The following is a 19,626-nucleotide window of genomic DNA, read 5'->3' on the forward strand; positions in this document are numbered from 1 at the left end:
TGCCAGAGTTGCGACAGAGTTTAGAATCTTCAATTCTCTTGTCCGGAGTGAGAGTGAATTGCTTGAAGAATGCTTCATGGCTTCGAGCCAAAGTCATTTGCCAAATCGTAAATCAGTTTGACGTATTACTTTTTCATCCGTTGTTGCATTAGCTCAACAAGTGATGAAATTTACTGTATGGGGGGCATCCTAATAAAAAATCACCCACTTCTTTTTATCCTAGAAAACAGCTATGTCAACTCACCTGGTTTTAGTAGAACCCAGATTGGCTCAAGCTTCGGCGGCTACGCAGGCTGGAGGATTTCGTGCCGATCAAGTGTGGATGTCCGCATCCGGCACACTCTTTTTGATACTAGCGGGTCTAGCTATATTTACTAAGGTCAAAATTCATCGCCTCTCCAAGCAAAAACGATTTGAGGAATACAAGAACCAGGAGTTACATAAGAAACTCAAGCTTGCGCTTCAAACAATTAGCAAAATGGAGAAAAACCCCGATCTCATCCATTCACGAGAATTTAACCTGGATTACTTGCGAATGCGAATGGAGGAGGAGAAATTTCACTTTGCTATTTTGAATCAAATCAAAATTAAGGTAAAAGAGAAAATCAGTATTGCGCTTCGTCCAACTCAAGCCAGTCAGGGACTTTTGGGAATTGCCAGCACAGGACGGCAGATCGATGAAATTTTTGATATTGAGTATGACCTTACCGACTCACCTAGAGGCGGCAAGCGGGTTCTGTTTCGGGTACAGGTAAAACTGATGAAGTTGCCGACTCAGCCGACATCAGTCACGATCAATCAAATTATTGAGTGTATGCAGACTTACATGAGTCCAAATGCCGATCGCGATACCTGGCAACCGACGATTCAAGGACGCATTGCTTATATGCATTGGGATCAAAAAGCAAAGCCTACTCCTCTACTGGTACTTGAGCAGTCTAATGAAGGAGTGAATGTAACTTTTCGTACTACCCCAATGGCACATAGCTAAACCCTGGTTGAAAGACTGCGAGAGCCAACTGACGCTTTTTCCTTCTCCAGGTTTCTTATTCCTATAAACTTTACGTGAAGCTACTGAGTGGAGCTTGCGATCGCCCCAGCATATCGGTCAATCTGTAGTGAAATTGACCGGGTGGAGGGAAAAAGTTGTGAGGGATCTGGGTGGAAATACACAACAGCAAGCAAGAAACGTCAAGCTAACCCCTAGCAGAGTTCGCTTGTCAGACCTTGTCGGCAGATCAGACCCGAATGACTTCTACCGGGTCAAGCTGTCTGGTAAAAGTAGCCTTGACCTAAAGCTGTCTGGCTTAACGGCTAATGCCAACCTAGAGCTACGCAATTCAGCAGGCAGAATTCTCAAAGCATCCCGGTTGAGAGGTACCAACAACGAGGCTGTCAGCTTTAATGTGGCAGCAGGAACTTATTTGGTTCGGGTTTACCAGCAAAGTGGCAACACCCGATACGCGCTAGACATGTCCGCAAATCTCGATGCGGCTGGAGACACGCCTGCTCGGGCTCGCAACATTACCCTGGGCAGGGCTGCCACCCGCTATCGTGACTATGTGAATGGTGCTGACAATGACTTCTACAGCTTTAGGCTGAATCAGCGCAAGGAAGTGAGTTTGACGCTAACAGGTCTGACGGGTAATGCAACTCTGCAACTACGCGATCGCACTGGTACAACGCTCAAAACGTCAAGACAACGAGGTACCACCGCAGAATCCATCCGCGAAATTCTTAACCCAGGAACGTATCAAATTCGTGTTTTCGCGGACACAAAGGTTGTCAATTCTCAATACACTCTTAGAACGTCAGCAATCCCAAGACCTTCCTCAACCCGGCTATCTCAACAGTGGCTCAAGCAATTAGGCGCTGCAAACGTCAACTCGAATGACTATTCTTACGATGTAGCGGCGAATGGCAATAGCGTTTACCAGGTCGGCAGTACAGAAGGCTCACTGCAAGCGGGTAGCAGCAATGCAGGCAAACAAGATGGCTATATTAGCCAATATGACAGCAACGGGATTTTACAGTGGACTCGACAAATTGGTACAGACGAGTCAGACGTTTTATCAGGAGTGGCGATCGGTCGGACTGGCAGTGCTTATGTAGCGGGTGCCGTTGATCTTGAAGCGCCATCATTATCTAGACTATTCCTCGGTTCAGGTAAAGCTTATATTGCCAGGTACAACACCGACGGTAGCCAAGCCTGGCAACGCGAGTTCGCGCGAGGAAATATTGCTGCTGCCTCTGGAATTGCGCTAGATAGTGCTGATAATTCCTACTTAGCAGGTGGTTTTGTCAACATTGGCGGTTTCTCTGCAAACCTCGGGGCTTTTGTCGCCAAATACGACGCGAACGGCACCTTACAGCCCTGGGCACCTTCAGCCGACATTAACACCATTACCAACAGCGGCGTAATTTCGGGTATCACGGTTGATCAAACGGGCAACATCTACGTCACTGGAATTACCAATGCTTCTATTGACACGTCCAATCTAGATCCCAACAATCTGAATTTTAATAACCTGGATACGGCTCTTACTGGAGAAGATGCTTTTGTTGCTAAATACGACAGCACAGGGAGAAGGCTCTGGTTTAACACCTTAAGAACTAACAGCGACGATTATTCACGGGGAATCGCGATCGATCGCACAGGCAACGTCTATATTACGGGCGAAACGGCTGGCGTCCTTCCATCCGGCAGTTTGCCTACCAACACCAGTGCGGGTGGTGCAGATGCCTTTGTCGCAAAATACAACAGTAACGGCGCATTCCAATGGACAAAGCAGTTTGGCACCACTGGGAATGACCAATCTCAGGGAGTCGCAGTCGATAGCCTGGGCGACGTTTATCTAGCAGGTGAGACATTTAGAACATCCGGTGGGTCAGATTCTCAGGCACTTGTGGCAAAGTATGACAGCACTGGACGATTGCTCTTGCAGCAGCAGATTGGCACCGCCCAAGATGATGAAGCGTTTGGCATCACAGTTGATTCATCTGATAATGTCTACATTTCTGGACAAACTTTTGGAGATTTAGCGGGGGCAGACAGCAACAAAGGCAAATATGATGCCTGGATAGCAAAGTATCAGCCTTAAAGTGCCAAGGGTTAGTGCTCTGTGGAATCTCTGTGGAATCTCTCTAGAATGTGATGTTTGCTCGGCTTAAACGAGTTAGTTTAGGCGTGTTTAAGCAAAATTTTAGGGGCAGCAACCCATAGGAACATCATGAGATTTGTGACTGATCCGCCCATCTCCACGAAGATTCGCAAGATGAAGCAGCGGGTCAGGTGGCGATCGCCCCAAATCATGCAGCGAGGCATTGACCAGACGCGAATGGTCTTCTCAGAAGACTGGGAAAATGAGCCAGACTTTTCCTTTCTCGTCATTGGCGACAGTGGCTCCAGTGCCCATCGAAAGCACAATCCCCAGCGTCAGATTGCTGAACAAATGACAGCCCATCTAGCGGATTGTCGTTTCACAATTCACACGGGGGATGTCGTTTACCTGGTGGGTTCTAGAGAGTACTACCACGACAACTTTATTAAGCCTTACCGCAAATTTTTGGTAGGCGGTGAAAAGCCTCGCCAGATTGAATACAACAAAATGGTATTTCAATCACCCATGCTGCCCGTTCCGGGAAATCACGACTACTACGATTTGCCATTAATGTATGGGCTAATGACAGGAGTTACCCAATCTTTTCGCCGTCAGCTCCAGCTCAAAACCGATTTTGATATGGGCTGGTTTGGCTCGGATCAAGGTGACACCTATGCCGCTGCATTTTTAGACTACCTCAAGGCACTTAATCCAAAGGCAATGGAGGCACACCTCGATCGCCATTACACTGCAAAAACCGAGACAGGTCTTTGTCTGCTCTACCAACCGGGTCAATTTACCCGGTTGCCCAATCGCTATTACACTTTTCGCTGCGGTGGGATCGACTTCTTTGCGTTGGACTCTAACACCTTCAATGATCCGCCCCCATTGCCTGACACTCGTGAAGGAAGAGCCTATCGGTTGCTGCTAGAAAACCGACGTACAGAACTGGAGCAACAGAAGCAAGATATTCTCAAAACTTGTGAAACGCTAGACCCCAATGTGCCTGAGCAAGCAGAACGGCTCGACGACTTACGCACCAAACTAGAGCAAATCGACGAAGTCAAGCTAGACATTGAGAAGCAGTTGACCGCAGATAAGCTATCGGTCACAGATTATGAGCAGCTTGAGTGGTTGCGCGAACGGCTAATTACATCGTGGCAAGATTCATCGGTTCGGGGAAGAGTGGTTTATTTTCATCACCCGCCCTATGTGACAGAGGCGACCAAGTGGCAGCAGGCGCAAACGCTGGCTATTCGCAATAACTTACGCTGGGTGCTTGATGCAGTTGCGGCTGAGGTGGGAGATTTTACACAAGGTCGTCCACTGATTGATCTGGTGCTAAACGGTCATGCCCATTGTCTGGAATATCTTCGCACTGGAGAAACTGGACATGCCGACTCTCACATGGACTGGATTGTTTGCGGCGGCAGCGGCTACAGTTTGCGGCGGCAGCGGGAAGAAGGGGCTGGGTTGTCGGAGAGCGATCTAGAAGGTAAGAGCCGTTCTGTGGCGCGATCGCACCTATTCATTGGTCGCACAGGGCGCGGCTCAAAGAAGAGGCGACCTTACTCATTTCTGCGAATTGACGTGAGTGGCGATCCCCCTAAGTTTACGGTGCGTCCGTTTATCTGCGAATACTCTGAACAGGAGTGGCAAAACAGTGAGGTTGAGCCGTTTGTGATTGGGGGAGGTAGGAGCTAGGGAATGACTGTGCATAGGTAGGACTTTCTTCCCATGAGTTCACACAACTGGGTGAGGGAGGTTGTAGGCTGAAGTGCAATTGTTAGAGCTAGTACGGGCGATCGTCAGTCGGCGATTCAAGATTTGAGAGGTATCTATGGTTTACTTCCGGCTTTTACCCGCGCTAGTTGCAGCTAGCTTCGCTTTATCCTGGGGGACAGTCTCAGCCCAACCGATTCCCGAAAGCGAAGTCTCTTTGCTTCAGGAAATGGTTAGATTTTTAACTGGGTCTAACCAAGACACTCAAATTCTTCCGGGTCAACTTCCCAATTCATTGCCAGAAGATCTTCCTTTACCAAGAGGAGCAGAAACTGTTGGCTCTATTCTAAGAAATAGCGATAGCTCTGCACGAATCCTACTCAAAGTAGCTCAATCGCTAGAAGAGGTTTTTTCTTCTTATCAACAGCAATTGCTTGATGCAAATTGGCAGTATCTAGATTCTAACTCTACAAATCAAGGTTTTCTTGCTGTAGAACCTAGTGAAGATACTGGCAATCAGATGTTCAAGTATGCCAGCTATTGTTCTCCCTCTGAGTCTTCTTTGTTGCTTATTTCACTTACTTCAACTCAGCCTCAAGGTAATTCTCAGACGCTAGTAGAAGTAGAACTCTTAGAAAGCTTCAATTCTGGACTTCAAGATTCACCTGTTTCTATATGTTCTCAAAGCGGCATAGATTCACCGTTGCCAAATCTGCCGCCGCCTGCTGATGCTTTTATTGGCTCTGGTAGTAATGATGGTTTTCGCTCGGACGTTGAAATTGAAAGTGATTTAGATGCTAAAGCACTAATTGATCATTACAATCGCCAGTTTCAACAAACTAATTGGACGCAGATTGATAGCGGTGAAGGAGAGCTTTTGCAATGGAGCCTTTGGAATTTTGAAGATGAGCAAGGACGGAATTGGCAAGGTTTACTGACGATCACCGAAGTTCAAAATGTACCTGGTCAATATTCAGCCTATGTTCAAGTAATTGAGCAATTGCCCAACAATTAAAAAGCTTTCTTTGTGCAAATGGTAATGATATTGACTTAATAACCTTCGATCTCAGGCTTCGATCATTGCCATTTGTTCTCAAGCTCTTTGCAAATCTGCGGCATAGAGGGAAATGGAATGCTGGCGACTCCAGGTTGAGAGGTCTGAGAAGGCGCGATCGCGATATACACCATACCGTTCGCGCTTGTTGCGAATTCGCTGGGGCAGTTCTGGTAAGATGCCGAAGTTGGGCGGCATTGGCTGGAAGTGTTTGGGTGAGGCAGAACTGATGAAGTCAAACAGCGCACCCATCATGGTTGTTTCGGGTAATACCAACGGATCTTGACCAAGGGCAATGCGGGCTGCGTTGGTTCCAGCTAGCCAACCGCCTGCTGTGGCTGCGGTGTAGCCTTCAGTTCCAACTAGTTGTCCAGCGGCAAGCAACGTTGAGCGAGTTTTGAATTGAAGCGATGGGTGCAGCAGTTCCGGTGCATTGATGAAAGTATTGCGGTGCATCACGCCCATGCGGACAAACTCGGCTTCCTCAAGTCCAGGAATTAGCCGAAACACTCGCTTTTGTTCTCCCCAGCGCAAGTTGGTCTGGAAGCCAACCATATTCCAAAGCTGTCCGGCTTTGTCTTCCTGACGCAACTGAACGACAGCATAGGGGCGATCGCCCTTCCGCTCAGGATCACGAAAATCGCCTTTGCGCGCATCAAATAAACCCACAGGCTTAAGCGGACCGTAGCGCATGGTGTCTTCACCTCGCCGCGCCATTTCCTCGATAGGCAAACAAGCCTCAAAAAACTTTGCCGTCTCGCGTTCAAAATCTTTCAATTCTGCCTGTTCTGCCGCGCAGAGTTCTTGCCAGAAGTGAAGATACTGCTCCCGATTCATGGGGCAATTCAAGTAAGCTGCTTCGCCCCGGTCATAGCGGGAGGCGAGGAAGGCAACCTCCATGTTGATCGATTCGCCTACAACAATAGGACTGGCTGCATCAAAGAAGCTCATGTATTCCAGACCAGTAAAACGATGCAGGTCATCCGTCAGAGCCGGACTGGTGAGCGGCCCGGTCGTGAGTACGACGATCCCATCGGTGGGAATCTGGCTCACTTCCGATCGCCGCAGTTCAATCAGCGGATGTTGAGCCAGCACTTCGGTCAGATTACTGCTAAACACAGCCCGATCGACTGCTAACGCGCCACCCGCAGGCACAGCGTGTTCGTCTGCTTTGCCAATTACGATAGAGCCAAGGCGACGCAACTCTTCGTGCAAAAGACCAGAGGCGCGATCGCTTGCCTGTGCCCCAAACGAATTGCTGCACACCAGTTCTGCTAAATGCTCGCTGTGGTGAGCTGGACTGAGCCGCAGCGGTCGCATTTCATGCAAAACCACTGGTACTCCTGCCTGAGCAATTTGCCAGGCTGCTTCAGTTCCAGCCAGCCCGCCGCCAATTACCTGAATCGGTTTCATTTCTGTCATCGTTCCATCATCCCATCCACTTCCCATCTCCTCCAACCCTAACCCCCAACTCCTACCTCGAATACGTATGCAGCAACTCTATAAATCTCTGCGAGTTGAAGCTGCGGGGATCGCGGCGAGTGCCTGAGCGATCGACGGCTCGATGGGTAGTAATTCTATTATCGGGAACGTGGGTTTGGGCGACCACCCAGGCAAGCGACTGATACTGCGCTTCGGTGTAGCCGCTGTGTCTGCTGCTGTTGCCGCGTCCGTCGTTAGGCGATTCTAGTGAGGTGTGATAGGCGAAGTTGTTGACCGAAGAGGCAAAGGCAGGGTTAGTTCTCACCGTCTCTGGGCCATTAGGACCTTCAAATACGGAACTGCCTGCCCCAAAAGCTCTCAACTCCGGTGGCACGATGTAAACGACGGTGCCGTCTCGCTTGATGAGGGAGTGATAGCTAACCTGGTCTTCGTCTCTGGGATGCGGTGTCTGAAAGGTGTTGATAGCGCTGGAGGCAGACCCAACGGTTTCGTGAATGACGACGATCAGGTCATTGGAGACGAGCCTGCCGTCTGAATCTTGAGCAAACCGTTCGCCATAGTTAGTGGGATGCGCTGGAGCGCTCTCCTGACGAGGAACATAGCCCGATGGCGAAGCCGTTGTTCCCGGCAAAATTGGCTCTGGAAAGGGTGGCTCTGGCAGCGGCATCCCTCGCAACATCACGGGCGAATTACCCGATTCGGCTGAGGTGCTGCTGTTCTGGCTTGCCTGACTGATCAGGGTTGGAGAATCAATCGAATTCCACGGAACAATTCTGGCGATCGCCCCTCCGCTTAACCCTAAAATCACGACCAGCGTAACCAATCCTAAAAGGAGCGATCGCCCCACAGCAGTTTGAGTGAGTTTCACAGCAATCTCAAAGCAGATAATGAATTTATGCAGAACTCAGCCTTTTGAGGAATACCCTTCTGCCAAAGAATCAACTACATCATATAGTCAAGCTGGCGTTGCTGATTTCAGGAACGAATGAGTCTGTAACAGACCAATCACCAGACACCAACTTATCTCCAGATGCAGCAAAGCTGCCAAGTTTAACGGGGTTAAACAGGATGGAAACTAAGATTATTCTGCAAGAGAAAGACATTAAGCGGGCGATCGAAGAGTACATCATCTCCCAAGGACAGGGAAAAGTGTTGGCAATCCGGCTAGAACAGGGCGATCGCAATGTTGCCTCCGATCCCAGAGAGTTTTCTAGCGTTTACGCAGAAATTGACCTGGAAGTAGAAGCAGAGTCAGCGGACAGTTCAATTTCATAGAGAAATTCTATGAAATTGAACTGTCCGCTGTTTTTTTTCCTGAGCCCGATTCACAATTTAGCTAGTTCATCGCTGGAATTGCGATCGCTCCAACTCACAGACTATGCGTGGCTTTACTGCACCAATTCCAAAGCACGCCGGGTTAGGGCAGCAGCAGTGATGCCGTTGAATTCCATCAGTTGGGTGGCGGTGGCCGTAGTTTCGCCGCGCTTCCAGGCGAAGGTGTCTCGCTTGGCAGTACTGCGAAGCATGATTGGCTCTAACATGCCGCTGGCTCCACCTGTGATGCCGATTAGTGCGTCGCCACTAAACAGGGACTCAAATGTAGCATCGTCCAGGAAGTCGCCGTCTGGCTCGGAGCAAATATCCCAGGCAACGTCGCTGGGACGGTAGAGACGACGGGGACTAATGATTGAAACGACGCGAACACCGATGCCCTGGCTTTGAAGTTGGTCAGCAGCTTCAAGAGCGGGGATCAGAGTCATGTCGCCAATTATGGCAAGCACAACAGTTTTGCTGCCGCTGGTTTCCTGGAGGGCGATCGCTCCTTCTCTCAACGCCTGCTGAGTCTGCTCAAAGGTTGTGCGAATCGGCAGCGGAGACTTGCTGGCAGTAATCACAATTCCCTTGTTTTGGGTGGACAGTGCCCAATCGTAGCAAACTTGGATGCTGTTGGCATCCGGAGGAAACAGCGGAAAAACGTTGCCGTTTCGCATCATTCCGGCAAAATAAGCTTCGATTTCGGGGCGCTGATGGGTCCAGCCGTTGCGTCCTTGTTCCAGTGCGCCAGCGGTGAATAGGGTGACGGTAGAAGGCGTGGGGCGACGCAATTCTGCCATTGCCTGAGTGACGGTCTGCCAGATCGGTAAGCCATTGATCGCAAAAGATTCATAGGAACACCACAGCGATCGCCCACCCATTAGCGCCAGTCCTGCTGCCAAACCTGCACAGGCATCTTCGCTCAGCGGTTCATACACCTGCCCGTTGGGACTCTGGTTGTAGAGCGGGTCAGTTGTAGGGTGAATTACCTTTAGCGCCTGGTTAATATTGCCGATGCCAGAAGCTTCATTGCCGTCTGCGTTGGTGACGACAAATTGGCGATCGCGTTCTCCCACCGTTCCTACCAAGCGACCCATTGCGGTAGTAGAAACTTGCTTGTCGCCACCAACCGGGAATTCTTCTAGCGGCAGTTCGCCCAGATCAGGGATCGGTAACACGGATTCCGTAACGGACGTTTTCGCAGCGGGGCCACCACCTGCCCTTTCAGCGTTAGTGCGTACCAGTTCCCAGGCGGCGGGAGTTAGGGCGCGGGCTTTGAGCGCGGCGATTACCTCCGCATTTTCTAAGGTGTGATGGGCATAGAGGTTGTGAGACTTGGAGCCACGAGCATGAACGCCCGCACCCTTAAGCTGCTTGATGATGAATACGGTTAGTTTGCCGCCCAGTGCTGCACAAGCCGCTTTGTCCGCAGCTTGCAGTACGGCTTGGGTAAATGCCAAGCGGCGCTCAAAGGAGAATGCGGTGCTGTCTACATAGTCTCCGGGCTGATTCTGGTCGTCAAAGTCTTTTGCGTCAACTAGCACGATTTCCTCGAAGCCGTTGCCGTGCCAGTAGGCTGTCATGCGTTCGTTGGACTGAGTAGACACCATGCTGTGGTGTTCCTGAGAATAGCCATTCCACACGAGGACGGGCAAAAAGTTGGTTACGTCAGGGTAGGCGGTGTGGAAATGCGCCATCGAACTCATGACGTAGGGTTCGCCCAAACCACCATCGCCTACAGTGAAGGGGAAAAGCTTGTCACGGTGCAGCAAGGCGGCCGACATGGCAAAGTGTTGTCCCTGTCCTAGTGGCCCAGCAGGCGCAAGAATGCCAGGAATGAAGCCAGACAAGTGCCCTAGCAAACCGTGCTGTTCTCGGAAGCGATCGCGCAATTGCTGGACGGTGCTGATCCCCATGTCTTCAAGGGAGCGATCGATAAACATGGCGCTGTAGAAACCGGGGGCGTGATGTCCGACTTCTGTAAGGATGTTTTTGTAGCCAAGCATGACCAATGCGGCATAGGCTTCAACCTGACTGGCAAATCCACCAGGATGTCCAGAGGCTTTGCTAGCCGTCACTTGCAAAATCATGTAGCGCAGTGCATCGGCAGCCAGCAGCGTTTGATAGACAGCAGCGGGATCAGTGGGATCAGCGATCGCACTTTGGTTAGCGGCGATCGCTGGCGTTTTGCCATACGTCTCAAACTGGGGCAAACTGTCAGCAAAATACTGAATTCCTTCGCAAAAAGCAGGAGTGGTTGAGGAGAGTGGAGTGACTGCGGTCATGCTTCAGATACCTACTGCGACTACAGAATTGACGAGCGATCGCACTCGTCAATTCATACTCATAGTACACAGCCCTCTAGACAAAGAAAATTAGAAAAGCGTTGAATGTCCTAATAGCCCCAATAGCGGTTCTTGATGAAACACTCCTAAAACTACATTAGGTTTCCTCTTCGTCGGGCTTTTCGGGTTTGAGCAAGGGGAAAGCGATCGCATCGCGAATGCTGGCACAATCACACAGCAGCATTACCAGGCGATCGATACCAATACCCACGCCCCCTGTAGGTGGCATTCCATATTCCAGAGCGGTGAGAAAATCCTCATCTACGCCAGGAGCTTCCAGATCCCCGGCAGCTTTACGGGCAGCTTGGGCTTCAAACCGTTCTCGCTGGTCAATTGGATCCGTCAACTCAGAGAAGCCATTTGCCGTTTCACGTCCGACTACAAACAGTTCAAACCTTTCCACCAAACCAGGTTTGTCCCGATGGGGTTTTGCCAAAGGCGAAATTTCGACCGGATATTCCAGCACAAAGGTGGGTTGAGTCAGTTGCCCTTCCACCTTTTGCTCAAACGCTTCGTTCAAAACATGTCCAACGCTGGCACATTTGTCTGAATCAACCAAACCTGCTGCTTTAGCCGCTGCTTTTGCTTCGTCAAGCGTTTTGAATTGGTTGAAATCAAGTCCCGTTTGCTCTTGCACAAGGTCATGCATTGTAGCTCTGCGCCAAGGTGGGGTTAGATCGATCGCCTGCCCTTGATAAGTAATTTGCAGCGTTCCCAGAACATCTTGAGCGGCAGTCGTAATCAGCCCTTCAACCAGTGCCATGATGTCGCGGTAGTCAGCGTAAGCCTGATATACTTCCAGCGTCGTAAACTCAGGGTTGTGGCGGGTCGAAACGCCCTCATTGCGAAAAATTCGTCCCAGTTCAAACACGCGCTCAAATCCGCCCACGATCAGCCGCTTCAGATGAAGTTCTGTTGCGATTCGCAGATACAGATCCATCTCCAGCGTGTTGTGATACGTGATGAAGGGACGAGCTTCTGCCCCCCCTGCTTCTGCTTGGAGAACAGGAGTTTCAATTTCAATGAAGTCGTGTTGGTCTAAATAGCGCCGAATCGCGGCTGTAATCAAGGCGCGACGACGAAAAGTTGTCCGTACTTCTGGGTTAACGATCAGGTCAACGTAGCGTTGGCGATAGCGCTTAGCCACGTCGGTGAGTCCATGCCACTTGTCGGGCAAGGGCAACAGGGATTTGGTCAGAATGGCGTACTGCTTGACGTAAACAGACAGTTCTCCCTTCTCGGTGCGCTTGATCGTGCCGCGAACGCCAAGAATATCGCCTACATCCGTAAGCTGCTTGACATGATTGAATGCATCGGGGTCACGCTCCGCCATGCTTTCTTGGATTCTGGTTTTATCCAGATAAAGCTGAATCGCGCCTGTCTCATCTTGCAGGGTAAAGAAGGCAAGTTTACCAAAGACGCGCCGCGCCAGAATGCGTCCGGCGATCGCCACTTCTACATCGACCTCTTCACCACTGGCTAGGTCAGCGTATTTTTCCTGAAGGTCAGCCGCATGGTGAGTTGATTCCCATTGATAAGCGTAGGGATCAAAGCCTAATTGCCGCAGTTGGGCAACTTTTTCGAGTCGGGCAGCGCGAATTTCGTCGGAAGACATTTGAAATTGGGGATTAGGAGTTGGGAATTGGGGTGGAGAGGGGCTAGCCCCTTAATCTTGCTGATGGGCAAACTGATAGGCACCAATCGCTGAAAGGGCGATCGCAATCAGCAGCAGCACCGGAATACTGTACCAGGGAAACTGCGAAATGGGCAGATAAGCCGCCGCTCGTAGTCCAATGCTGGTGTAAGTCAGCGGCAGACAGTAGACAACTGCTTTGAGTATCAGTGGCAGGGTGGTCGGATCAAAAAATGTAGCACCCAAAAAGGACATTGGCACAATCAAGAAATTATTGAGTAAACCAACGCCTTCTAACGACTTGACGTTTAGCCCAACAATGACACCGAGTCCTGCAAACACAGAGCAGTTTAGGACTAGCAGCAGCAAAAACAGCGGATTGAGAAAACTGAACTGCCCCGTAAACAGGATAGCAATCAGAATTACAGAGGCAGAAGTCATTAAGCCGCGTACTACGCCTGCAAGCATTTTTCCCAAGAAAAGCGCTAGCGGATGAACAGGCAGCAGCAGAATTTCTTCAAACGTTTTGGTGTAGAGACGTTCGCCGCAGATGGAGAAGGTTGTGCCACCAAAACTAATGGTCATGGACGACAGTGCTACCATTCCCGGCAAAATAAACTGGAGATAGTTGTCACCGACCGGCGGTTCCATAGCTGAATCTAAAGCACTGCCTAACCCCAGCCCAAACGCCAAGATATAGATCAAAGGAGAAATTAACCCCGAAGCCGCAACCTGAAGGATGCGAACTCGCAAGTCGAGCCAGTCTCCCCAAAAAACGGTAAGGCTATCTGTGAAAATGCTGCGAAGTAAAGAAACTTTGTAGGTTTTACCCAACTGGAGCGGGGGTTGAGAAGCCACTATTATTGCGACCCAATGATAACGATAAGTAAGTTTTTCCCTATTTTTACATCTCTTGCCTGACCAACCGACATTTTTTTGGAATTGGGGATTAGTTAGTAGGAGTATTGGCAGAACGAGTGGACCAGGGCTTAAGCTAGACTAGTAGAGATAGAAATTTGTGTAACTTTAGTTTTTAAGTAAACAAACTCGATATATAATCCCCTGATTTAATGGTCGGTTGCTAAGTCTGCAATTGCGTTACGAACTACTCCCTACACGTTGTGAACCCAAGTTGCTATGAGACGTAAGACAAAATCACCCCCCAGACCACCAGCACGCCAACCGCAGGATCGATATCAGGAATCTTCAGGGAGATCGCCCATCATGGCAGCTTTGAACGCTACAACGATGGCAATTCTGGCAGGGATCTTTATCCTGGGAGTTGGGATCGGTGTCGCGATTAGCTCGACCGCAAACTTCACCCCAGAAAACGTTGCCTCTCGCGAATTTATTGATAGAAGTGCGCCCAACGCTGAGATCTGCGTTCAATATGGCGCGAGTGCGGTGACGATGGATATGCGGGCGTTTGTGACGCTTAGCCCGTTTAACGTCTATATCTCTCAGCCGTCGATGCAGCCAGGTTGTGTGCTTCGGAATAACAACTGGGCAGTTTTAGAGCGAAACAATCTGATTTCACCTCAGCAGGTACGCGAGTGTAAGAACCGGATGAACACCTTCGGTTTCACGGGCAGCATTGAGGGGAATGGCAGAGAACCCAAGATTGACTGCATCTACCAAAATGACAGCGCCAAGAACCTGTTCCTTGACCAACCCGGAGGTGGAAGCGCTCCACCAGAATCCCAACGGTTCTAGCTATGCAGTTCTAGCGATAGTGCCAGTCACCTAGTTAGCAAAAAGAGAGGTAGGACTTCGTCCTACCTCTCTTTTTTAAGCTGTGCTGTGCGTCAGGTCTATGGTCGAGGCAGATCTTCGGTCAGACGCACTTCTACGATCTGGTTGGGCTGAATGATGGCTGGCTGAGGAGCAGTTAAATAGGTCGCAGTCGCACCCGCCGCAAGTCCACCCAGTAGCCCGATTCCAGTGAAGCCACCTAACACGGTTAGCGCTAAGGCACCCAAGGCAGAGTTTTGCAGCAAACTATCTTCAGAAACTTCGCGATCGCCCGCTAAAGTTGCTGATTCTGCCTCTAGCAAAACGTTCTGCCCCTGTAAGGCAATTGCCTGAGCAATAAATTGGCTGCCCTGACTGCCCGTTTCAAACCGTCCGATTACCTGAGTCCCCGCTTCTGCAATCAGGTTGCCGTTGCGATCGAGAACAGGCTGGTCGAGCAACAGCACCTCTTGGCGTGGCACACCTGACTCCAAAGGTAAGCTGGTTTCTCCCGGATAGCGCAAACTCAGTGTCGTCCCTGAAGGCAGCAAGATGTTAGGCGAAGTGGGAGCAACTGCCACGTTTTGGTCAGGTAAATTATTCTCTGGTAGCTCATTTTCTGACAAATCGTCCTGGGGTGCAGTTGCGGTTGAAGCTGAAGAAGGTGGCGGACTGTCAGGTTGCCTAGATATGGGTCGCCCAAATTCAATTTCATCTTCTGACGGGGCAGGGGATGCTGACGCAGCCGCAGTTGGGCTGGGAATTGTGGATACGGGTGGAACACTAACTTGACTCGTTGGATTGGGCGAGAAGGTCGCTGGGGGGAGGGCGGCTGGTGGCGGCGATTGAGACGGAGCGACAGGCGTATTTCCGGGAGGTTCCACGACGGTTGGATTGCTTGGCGCTTGGCTGAGGGGCGGCACCGCAACTGTAACCGACGGGCTAGTCGAAAAAGTTGCTGGAGGTAATGCTCTAGGAATTTGTGGGGCTGGTGCGATCGCCTCTGGTGCTTGCCCGTCCGACTCTAGAGCGATCGGCTCTGATTCTTCCTGCATTTCGGGCTCTGGGGCGATCGCCTCCGGCTCCGTCTGCGCTCCTGGCTCAAGCGTCATAATCTCTTCCCGTGCTTCGGGTTCCTCTTGCACTGGCACTGCAAAATTTTGCTCAGCTTCAGCGCTCTGGGCTGGTGAGGGTTGAGCTTCAGGTTGATCAATTTCAATTTGAGGTGAGCTTGCTGCTGACGGAAGTTCTGGTGTCGGTGAGACTGCTTCGTTGATAGGTTCTTCAGCTTCTAGCGCGATCGCCTCATCTTCCTCAGAACTAACTTCACCCTCCTGAGCGTCTTGAGAAGTAGGTTCAGTTGCCACGTCATCAGAATTTGCTAAGTTTTCTGGCAGCTCAGCGGGCAAATCCTGTTCACTCTCCTCAGGCTCGACCCGTTCGGCAACAGATTCGCCATCGGGTTCTGTTTCACTGGTGGGAGGCACCAATTCCAGGTTTTCGGGTACTTCTGAAGCAGGCTCGACTGGAATTTCCAGTGCCCCCGGTTCCAAAGGCGGTAACTCTGCTGATGGTAACTCTGCTGATGGTAACTCTGCTGATGGTAACTCTGGAACTACATCCGCCGTTGTCTCAGATTCGGGAGTTACCGCTGAATCAGTTTCTGGAATCACCTCTGGGACATCAGAATTGGCATCGAAAATATTAGGTGACGTGTCAGGAACGACAGGAGCAGGATTAAGCTGAGGCAAGTCGTTCCCTAATTCTGCTGCTGTCGTCTCAGGTTGAGGTGCTGGAGAAGGGGCGATCGCCGTCGTTTCTGGTGCAGGTGTCTCAGGAATGACTTCTGTTGTCCCAACGTCGGATGCTTCCACCTCCGGTTGTGGCGGCTGAACGGGAGCAGGTTGGACAGGGGCAGTTGCAACATCTGGTGCAGCGGATCCATCGGTCAATAAAGGACGTAGTACCCAGCGATCGCCTTCTTGACGCAGTTCCACCTGTCCTGGAGCAAACTCGACATCTGCAACCAGTTCAATCACAATTCGCGTTAGCCCAGGTTGAAACTGACCCACTCGAATTTGACGCACTGCCCCGTTAAACACTTGCTGCTCGGGTACAGCCCCAATCTGGGTATTGGGCAAATCTAGGACAATCCGGGGGGGCTCTGCCAATAAAAAGTAGCGGGGAGTGGTGCCTTCTGGGACTGTGACTCGAAGCTCACGGGTGTTAGGGTCAAACTGCCAGTTGGTTAATGTGGCTGCTTCTGCGGGAGCAATGGCAGAGAAAGGAGCGATCGCCCCAATTCCTATCAGGCTCAACCTCAACAATGGATTGCTAATGGCAGTTAATGTTGCCAAACCTAAGCTAAATCCAACTCGCACAAATTTTGCTTTTCGCATTGTTCCGCGCATCAACCAGAGTAACTTGATGGACCTTCTACTGCCACATTCTGACAGGTTAGACAGATAGACTTGCTGCTACACACAGCGGTCTGTCACGTGCAATATCTTACAAATAGAGCCAGGAGTCGTCGTTAGGCATGGTGTTAAGTTTAATCAGTCTATTGCTTAATGACAAAAAATAATTGCTTAATTGTTTATCACTATTTTTCTAGTTAAAGAGATAAACATTCAAAGAGATTAAGAATATATATTAGAAGATGTCTGAAAAGTCTCAATTTGTCCGAGATACTCGTAAGGGTAAAGCGTTCGGGCAAAGTTTCTTCATGGTTTCAGGCGATCGCCTACCGAATGCTATGCCCCTACACAAGACATTAGCTACTTCTCAGGCATTCTGTTAGAACAGCAGTATATCTCTTGAAAGCAAAAAGTTTCAGGGATGGTAACGTTTCGGTTTCATACTACTCCAATCCTTGAAGTAGCCAAACCTTTAAGAGATTTGAAAAGTAGCAACTGTCGTCTGTAAGGGCATAGCATTCAGCAGATGATCCCCAAAGTGAAATCAGGAACCCCGGAGAACAGGTACCGCAAAGCGAAATCCTTGCTGTTAAACAGCCTCAACTTTGGAAGCCAATTCAGCAGGCTGACGAAAATGCGAATACATGAGCGATCCATCTGCCAATCAAGTTATTCAATTAATGGAAGTTTGACGGGTAAGCAGTAGTCTCAGAAACGAGAGACTCAGGATGATTAGAAATAGAACTAGACCAATGGTGCAGGCGTAGCTTCTCTCTAAGTCCTGGAAGGCAAGATCGTAGACGTAGTAGACAATCGTTTTAGAGCTATTTCTAGGTCCGCCTTGAGTCATGATGTAGATTTCTTCAAATACTTTGGTGGCAGAAATAGCGGAAATGATGGCAACCAGGAACAGGTAGGGTCTCATCAGCGGTACGGTGATGTCCCAGTGTTTAAGCCAGCCGTCGGAGCCGTCGATCGCCCCTGCTTCGTATAAATCTGCCGGAATTGCCTGCAGTCCTGCTAGATAAATCACCATGTAATAGCCCAAGCCTTTCCAGATAGTGACTGCCATGACGCTAAATAGGGCAAAGTTAGGACTGGTGAGCCAGGGAATTCCATCAGTGGTTAGGTGGAGCGATCGCAGCAGTTGATTGATCAAGCCGGTTTCTGCATAAAGCCATCTCCAGGCAATGCCAGCGACAACCATTGAGATTACGACAGGCGTATAGTAAGCTGCCCGAAACCAGCGAACCCCCGGTAGCGCCTGGTTGACCAGAATTGCTAAGAGCAATGGCACAATCACCAAAATTGGCACCACGCCAACTAGGTAGAGAACAGTATTGCCGAGGGTTTGCCAGAAGAGGCGATCGCCCAGCAACCGCTGAAAGTTTTCTAATCCAATCCACTGAGGTGGCTGGGTTACGTCATATCCATAGAGCGTAAAGCTGAGATAAAACGCTTGCAGAGCAGGATAAAAGACGGTCAGCGCCAGAACGATGAGAGCAGGCAACAAAAATAGATACGGACTGAGCCGCTGTTGAATCGTCGCCCAATTCCAGCCTCGATTGATTTGTGCTTGATCCTGCATTTCGGCTGCTTGCGTAAGTTCTCAAAGCATTATTTCAGGCGATCGGATTTCCGAACAGGGTTTTACAAATTTTTCGTCAAGAGAGGCTGTCATCTGACTTTAGTTTTATAGTACACTTGTACTAAACAAATATTACTGTTGTACTACTAGTACACTACAAAACCTATCTACCAGTACCCTATAGTCCGCTGCTTAACCGCTTCATCTAAAAGTTTTAAGGCTGACAGATTTGCAACTTTAAGCATTTTAGCGGTCCTTAGATTTTTAGCGCGACGGTCAGTCAATCAATTCTGGCTTGCAGATTGAGGGACATGCAGGGTACAGCTTTACCCTGGTTAGCCACCCAATTACACCTTCGCTCAGGAGCCGCAAAGCATGTCAACCCGATCGCGTCGTCCCTACTCCTCTCCTTCATTCCCTCCCACTCCCCAAGGAGTCAGAACGATGAATCAGCGTCCCCCCCGCAAGCGCAGACCCCGCCGTCCAGTGAAGTACCTCTTGGCGGGAGGCTCAATGCTGGCGATCGTCGGTGTACTAGTGGATTTACGGACTGTGTTTCAGCCGCCACCTGATCCAGATGTCTGTCAGGAAATTGTGCAGTCTCAGTCGGTGTTGTCAAGAGATGAGTTAGCTCGCCTGCTGAACGTGTCGGAGCGAGACAGTAAATCAACGGTGCGCGAAATTGTCAGCGAACCCTATTGCACATTGCCTGACGTAGAAATTCGCGAGGGTGTAACGGCCAAGCGAGAAGCTTATCCTCTGGCATTCGATCCGCAGACCTGGTTTGTCGTTCTGTATGAGGGGGAGGAGTATGCGGGCTACTCGTTTGTGTTTCAGCAGTAGGGTGTTGCTTTCGGTGCTGCTGCTAGTCGGTGCGGGTTGTACTAAACCTAGTAACGTTGCGCCACGTGTGCTTCAGATCCAGCAGAATTGGCAGCTTCAACCCGGTAGTGAAATCGCTGGACACCGCATCTTAGGTGGCTTAGGAGACGTGTCAATTGCGCTAGATGGCAGTAAGGTGTATGCCCCATTCGCTGGCAAGGTTGAACCCCACCGAGATGATTGTGTGGTGTTTTCTAGCCCAGAGGTTCCGGCTTATCTGCTCAGGCTGTGCGGAGTGCGCCGTCCTAAGTTGGGTCAGGTAGAGCAGGGAGAGGCGATCGCTTCTGCTAAATTTCTCCAGTTTGCTGCTTTGCGCCGACAGCCCGATGGCAAATGGGCAATGGTCGAACCGTCTACTGATGTTCTTGAACGCACTTTGAAATAGCGAGAAGCCCC

The 19,626-nt window shown here is 50.2% G+C and carries 16 protein-coding genes; 9 read left to right on the forward strand and 7 right to left on the reverse strand.

Going from position 1 to position 19,626, the window contains the following annotated elements; all coding sequences use genetic code 11:
* Positions 1 to 232 precede the first annotated feature (232 nt).
* The 4 genes from H6F88_RS22695 to H6F88_RS22710 all read left to right on the forward strand — a co-directional run bounded on the left by H6F88_RS22695 (position 233) and on the right by H6F88_RS22710 (position 5,838).
* Entirely contained in the window at positions 233 to 991 is a 759-nt protein-coding gene (locus H6F88_RS22695; RefSeq protein WP_190645005.1) for a hypothetical protein, read from the forward strand.
* 226 nt (positions 992 to 1,217) lie between these two features.
* Positions 1,218 to 3,101 carry an SBBP repeat-containing protein gene (locus H6F88_RS22700; RefSeq protein ID WP_190645006.1) on the forward strand — a complete coding sequence of 628 codons (1,884 nt, stop codon included), beginning with the start codon at positions 1,218 to 1,220 and terminating at the stop codon, positions 3,099 to 3,101.
* A gap of 129 nt (positions 3,102 to 3,230) precedes the next feature.
* Positions 3,231 to 4,805, forward strand: a complete 1,575-nt coding sequence (locus H6F88_RS22705; protein WP_190645007.1) for a metallophosphoesterase — start codon at positions 3,231 to 3,233, stop codon at positions 4,803 to 4,805.
* Positions 4,806 to 5,040: 235 nt separating this feature from the next.
* Complete coding sequence (locus H6F88_RS22710) at positions 5,041 to 5,838, forward strand: hypothetical protein (RefSeq protein ID WP_190645008.1); 798 nt, start codon at positions 5,041 to 5,043, stop codon at positions 5,836 to 5,838.
* A gap of 78 nt (positions 5,839 to 5,916) precedes the next feature.
* On the opposite strand, the gene trmFO is transcribed toward H6F88_RS22710, so the two are convergent.
* Positions 5,917 to 7,299, reverse strand: a complete 1,383-nt coding sequence (trmFO, locus tag H6F88_RS22715) for an FADH(2)-oxidizing methylenetetrahydrofolate--tRNA-(uracil(54)-C(5))-methyltransferase TrmFO (RefSeq protein ID WP_190645088.1) — start codon at positions 7,297 to 7,299, stop codon at positions 5,917 to 5,919.
* A 52-nt stretch (positions 7,300 to 7,351) separates the two neighbouring features.
* On the reverse strand, positions 7,352 to 8,188 hold the full coding sequence (locus H6F88_RS22720) for a peptidoglycan recognition family protein (protein WP_347277732.1): 837 nt from the start codon (positions 8,186 to 8,188) through the stop codon (positions 7,352 to 7,354).
* 200 nt (positions 8,189 to 8,388) lie between these two features.
* Here H6F88_RS22720 and H6F88_RS22725 point away from each other — a divergent pair, with 200 nt between their 5' ends.
* Complete coding sequence (locus H6F88_RS22725; protein ID WP_190645009.1) at positions 8,389 to 8,595, forward strand: hypothetical protein; 207 nt, start codon at positions 8,389 to 8,391, stop codon at positions 8,593 to 8,595.
* Between the two features lie 113 nt (positions 8,596 to 8,708).
* Here H6F88_RS22725 and H6F88_RS22730 read toward each other — a convergent pair whose 3' ends face one another.
* From H6F88_RS22730 to H6F88_RS22740, 3 genes are all read right to left on the reverse strand, one after another.
* On the reverse strand, positions 8,709 to 10,919 hold the full coding sequence (locus H6F88_RS22730) for a phosphoketolase (protein WP_190645010.1): 2,211 nt from the start codon (positions 10,917 to 10,919) through the stop codon (positions 8,709 to 8,711).
* Between the two features lie 157 nt (positions 10,920 to 11,076).
* On the reverse strand, positions 11,077 to 12,594 hold the full coding sequence (gene lysS, locus H6F88_RS22735) for a lysine--tRNA ligase (protein WP_190645011.1): 1,518 nt from the start codon (positions 12,592 to 12,594) through the stop codon (positions 11,077 to 11,079).
* 51 nt (positions 12,595 to 12,645) lie between these two features.
* A complete protein-coding gene (locus tag H6F88_RS22740; RefSeq protein ID WP_190645012.1) occupies positions 12,646 to 13,470 on the reverse strand; it encodes an ABC transporter permease in 825 nt (274 codons plus the stop codon).
* Positions 13,471 to 13,749: 279 nt separating this feature from the next.
* Here H6F88_RS22740 and H6F88_RS22745 point away from each other — a divergent pair, with 279 nt between their 5' ends.
* The gene (locus H6F88_RS22745) at positions 13,750 to 14,325 is read left to right on the forward strand and encodes a DUF3172 domain-containing protein (RefSeq protein WP_190645013.1); all 576 of its coding nucleotides are present in this window, start codon (positions 13,750 to 13,752) and stop codon (positions 14,323 to 14,325) included.
* Positions 14,326 to 14,423: 98 nt separating this feature from the next.
* On the opposite strand, the gene H6F88_RS22750 is transcribed toward H6F88_RS22745, so the two are convergent.
* Positions 14,424 to 16,742, reverse strand: a complete 2,319-nt coding sequence (locus H6F88_RS22750; protein WP_190645014.1) for an AMIN domain-containing protein — start codon at positions 16,740 to 16,742, stop codon at positions 14,424 to 14,426.
* A gap of 260 nt (positions 16,743 to 17,002) precedes the next feature.
* Here H6F88_RS22750 and H6F88_RS22755 point away from each other — a divergent pair, with 260 nt between their 5' ends.
* A complete protein-coding gene (locus H6F88_RS22755; RefSeq protein WP_190645015.1) occupies positions 17,003 to 17,143 on the forward strand; it encodes a hypothetical protein in 141 nt (46 codons plus the stop codon).
* A gap of 290 nt (positions 17,144 to 17,433) precedes the next feature.
* Here the strand turns inward: H6F88_RS22755 and H6F88_RS22760 are convergent, their stop codons facing one another.
* Complete coding sequence (locus tag H6F88_RS22760; RefSeq protein ID WP_190645016.1) at positions 17,434 to 18,348, reverse strand: sugar ABC transporter permease; 915 nt, start codon at positions 18,346 to 18,348, stop codon at positions 17,434 to 17,436.
* A gap of 375 nt (positions 18,349 to 18,723) precedes the next feature.
* Here H6F88_RS22760 and H6F88_RS22765 point away from each other — a divergent pair, with 375 nt between their 5' ends.
* Entirely contained in the window at positions 18,724 to 19,191 is a 468-nt protein-coding gene (locus tag H6F88_RS22765; RefSeq protein ID WP_242050671.1) for a hypothetical protein, read from the forward strand.
* Entirely contained in the window at positions 19,160 to 19,615 is a 456-nt protein-coding gene (locus H6F88_RS22770) for a hypothetical protein (RefSeq protein WP_199318860.1), read from the forward strand. The genes H6F88_RS22765 and H6F88_RS22770 overlap by 32 nt, the downstream gene beginning before the upstream one ends.
* Positions 19,616 to 19,626 lie beyond the last annotated feature (11 nt).

This window comes from Oculatella sp. FACHB-28, from assembly GCF_014696015.1.
Taxonomy (GTDB): domain Bacteria; phylum Cyanobacteriota; class Cyanobacteriia; order Elainellales; family Elainellaceae; genus JAAUTN01.

Coding starts and splice junctions, on each gene's coding strand:
- H6F88_RS22695 (WP_190645005.1), top strand. CDS start 233: ATGTCAACTCACCTGGTTTTAGTAGAACCCAGATTGGCTCAAGCTTCG.
- H6F88_RS22705 (WP_190645007.1), top strand. CDS start 3,231: ATGAGATTTGTGACTGATCCGCCCATCTCCACGAAGATTCGCAAGATG.
- trmFO (WP_190645088.1), bottom strand. CDS start 7,299: ATGACAGAAATGAAACCGATTCAGGTAATTGGCGGCGGGCTGGCTGGA.
- H6F88_RS22725 (WP_190645009.1), top strand. CDS start 8,389: ATGGAAACTAAGATTATTCTGCAAGAGAAAGACATTAAGCGGGCGATC.
- H6F88_RS22730 (WP_190645010.1), bottom strand. CDS start 10,919: ATGACCGCAGTCACTCCACTCTCCTCAACCACTCCTGCTTTTTGCGAA.
- lysS (WP_190645011.1), bottom strand. CDS start 12,594: ATGTCTTCCGACGAAATTCGCGCTGCCCGACTCGAAAAAGTTGCCCAA.
- H6F88_RS22745 (WP_190645013.1), top strand. CDS start 13,750: ATGAGACGTAAGACAAAATCACCCCCCAGACCACCAGCACGCCAACCG.
- H6F88_RS22750 (WP_190645014.1), bottom strand. CDS start 16,742: ATGCGAAAAGCAAAATTTGTGCGAGTTGGATTTAGCTTAGGTTTGGCA.
- H6F88_RS22755 (WP_190645015.1), top strand. CDS start 17,003: ATGTCTGAAAAGTCTCAATTTGTCCGAGATACTCGTAAGGGTAAAGCG.
- H6F88_RS22760 (WP_190645016.1), bottom strand. CDS start 18,348: ATGCAGGATCAAGCACAAATCAATCGAGGCTGGAATTGGGCGACGATT.
- H6F88_RS22765 (WP_242050671.1), top strand. CDS start 18,724: ATGTCAACCCGATCGCGTCGTCCCTACTCCTCTCCTTCATTCCCTCCC.
- H6F88_RS22770 (WP_199318860.1), top strand. CDS start 19,160: ATGCGGGCTACTCGTTTGTGTTTCAGCAGTAGGGTGTTGCTTTCGGTG.